Origin of the sequence: Flavobacterium frigoris PS1 (assembly GCF_000252125.1) — a bacterium.
Taxonomy (GTDB): Bacteria; Bacteroidota; Bacteroidia; order Flavobacteriales; family Flavobacteriaceae; genus Flavobacterium; species Flavobacterium frigoris_A.
Genome location: NZ_AHKF01000044.1, coordinates 1 through 2,494 on the forward strand (window position 1 = coordinate 1; position 2,494 = coordinate 2,494).

The 2,494-nt window shown below is 31.0% G+C and carries 3 protein-coding genes and 1 pseudogene; all 4 read right to left on the reverse strand.

Annotation, left to right across the window (positions count from 1 at the left end; all coding sequences use genetic code 11):
- On the reverse strand, nt 1–339 hold a 339-nt coding region (locus HJ01_RS16925; protein ID WP_316929000.1), incomplete at its 3' end, for a heavy metal-binding domain-containing protein.
- A gap of 424 nt (nt 340–763) precedes the next feature.
- On the reverse strand, nt 764–1,621 hold the full coding sequence (locus tag HJ01_RS16930; protein WP_138984279.1) for a hypothetical protein: 858 nt from the start codon (nt 1,619–1,621) through the stop codon (nt 764–766).
- A gap of 83 nt (nt 1,622–1,704) precedes the next feature.
- The gene (locus tag HJ01_RS16935) at nt 1,705–2,160 is read right to left on the reverse strand and encodes a YybH family protein (RefSeq protein ID WP_007139736.1); all 456 of its coding nucleotides are present in this window, start codon (nt 2,158–2,160) and stop codon (nt 1,705–1,707) included.
- A 19-nt stretch (nt 2,161–2,179) separates the two neighbouring features.
- Nucleotides 2,180–2,494: pseudogene (locus HJ01_RS16940) on the reverse strand (hypothetical protein); the annotation flags it as partial.

A 2,494-nucleotide genomic window follows, 5' to 3' on the forward strand; every position in this document is an offset into this window, starting at 1 on the left:
CATATTATGATTTTGATGCGCATCAGTAGTATCCGTTTTCATATTGTCCCTATTGTCCTTCTTTTTAGAAGTCTCCTTCATGGGCATTTGCATTTCATCCTGCTTTTTAACTGCCGATTTCTTAACCGCTTTCATTTTTTCCTTAATCAATGTCATTCCACATTTAGGACATTTCCCTGGCTTGTCAGCGTGAATTTCGGGGTGCATCACGCAGGTGTATGTTACTGACTGTGTCTTCTCAGTATTTTCTTTTTTCTTCATATTCATCCCCTTCATATCTTGCGCTTGCGCAAAGGAGTAAATACAGAGAATGAATGCTACTACTATTATTCTTTTCATTTTTTTTGATTTTTAATTGGTTTATGAATTCTTAGGGTTTTATTTATCTAGTTCTTTACGTTTTGCTTTAATCAACATAATTTCAGCTTTTTAGCTGATAATACTAATTTTTATTAATTTTTTTATTTCGGGGTCGACTACCGATGTCTTTTTACCATTAACTGCGATACTGTGTGTTAAGTTTCCATAATTTTTCGATTTAAAAGTTATTTAGATTATATTATTTTTCATGATCTAGTTGTTTGTTCTAAATTTACATAATGAGGCGTATTTATTTTAGAATAGGTTATAGTGACTTCTTTCTGTATCTATGAACTATTAGGTAAAAACAAAAACTACTTTTTTGTTTTTGCCTTACTATTTTCTATTTGTTGATTTATATTTTTGAATATTTTGCATCCAAGTTATTTTTGCTTTTAAATATTTAAGTTAAATATTTTTTAGGATTATCTTCATTTCGCATAAACACGTAAAAATAGAATCCTGACAGTCCTATAAATAGATTCCACAAACTATGTGGTTGAAAATAACTGTTAGGGTTACACATAAAAGTGTGTTTATCTAACTTTAACCAAACAAGAGCTACGATAGTGCAAATAATACTTGAGACCAAGTAATTGACGTTTTCTTTCTTGGGATTTTTTAAAAGTATTGTAATAGCAAATGCAAAAAACATCAAAATACATACAAAACTGACTATATGTTCTTTGCCTTTTGGAACAGAAAAGGATAATAAAAGACAGACAATAAGATAAACGGAATAGATGGCAATAATTACACTCTTTTTTGAGATATCTGACAGTTTCGGATTATTAGTAAGCAGCCATAGGTAGGATAGATAAGTTATAGGAAAAAGCGAAAAAAAATATACAGCCGAGAAATCAATTTTAAAAGCAAAATTCGTAAGTGAAGAATGATAGAAGGTACATGCTAAAAAAACATACAGAAGAATGAAGGCAAAAAATATTTTATGAATCAGATTTTCTTTGTTTTGTTTTTCAGCGCTACTATTCTTTAATTCCTTCTGACTTTCTTTTAAAATAATAATTGCCACGATCAAATAGATTATTCCACTAAATGTATTAACAGGTTGGCGCACCACTTTTTTCATTTCTGTTTTTTCGCAAAAAAGTTCAATTATCTTATGATCTACTGGTAAATCTTTCCAGAAATCCACAAGAGATAGATCATGATTAAGCCACCATATTGCTAAAGCAAAAAGTAAGGTTATAAAAAACAATAGAGCAACAGTCCCTTTACCGATGTAGATATCAGGACACATAATGTGCTTTTTTTTGGAGTAGTATTTTATAATTTTTTTAATCATTCTCCTGTCGCTCTATGAGTCTAATCTAAGTTATGGTATTATTTTCTGGATGAATTATGACTCATCATGATTTTCCATTGCCCATTCATTTTCTTTAATACACTTGTGCCAATTCCTTTGCGTTTTAACTCTTTATTGTCTTTTGCCACTACAATTGTATAATTGTACGTTTCGGTTGAAAACGCATACTCGCCACTCACGGTAACAGCAACTTTATAATCGCTGAAAGTGAACGATTTGAACGCTTTCATTTCGGGTGCAAGGTGATGTTCTAAATAGTGAGCATAGCTGCCTTCATTGCCGCCTGATTCATATATTTTTGAATCGGAAGTAAATAATTTTTCCGTACCAGTAACATCTAATTTCTCAATAGCAGTATTGTACTGTTTTAGCACCGCTTTTACAGCCTCTGTGTCCTTGTCTTGGGCAAACATACTTGCCGATGACACTACTAATAAAAGAACTTTTACGAACAATTTTTTTGATGATTTCATTTCTATTAATTTTAAATTATTATTTTTTTATTTTCTTCCAAATTTTTCTAATGGTAGGAGAGGAGATGTACCAAAGTAAAAAACCACTTAAAACGGTTATTAATCCTAACAATGAAAAAACTCTTAATACAATATTATTCATATTGTCTCGCCCTTCGTAGTCCATGGTATGGGTCATCCATAAAAAATCAAACCATCTCCAATCACGATGTCTTATTGTTTGTAGTTTGCCATCATTTACTGAAATATACACTTTCAAATTATTTGGCTCTTGATAGGATATAACATAAGCAGGTAACAATCTCTCTCTGTATTCATGATGTTTCCCAACTTC

Bases quoted from the DNA above. Each gene is read 5' to 3' on its own strand.
- HJ01_RS16930 (WP_138984279.1), bottom strand. From the start codon at position 1,621: ATGTGTCCTGATATCTACATCGGTAAAGGGACTGTTGCTCTATTGTTT.
- HJ01_RS16935 (WP_007139736.1), bottom strand. From the start codon at position 2,160: ATGAAATCATCAAAAAAATTGTTCGTAAAAGTTCTTTTATTAGTAGTG.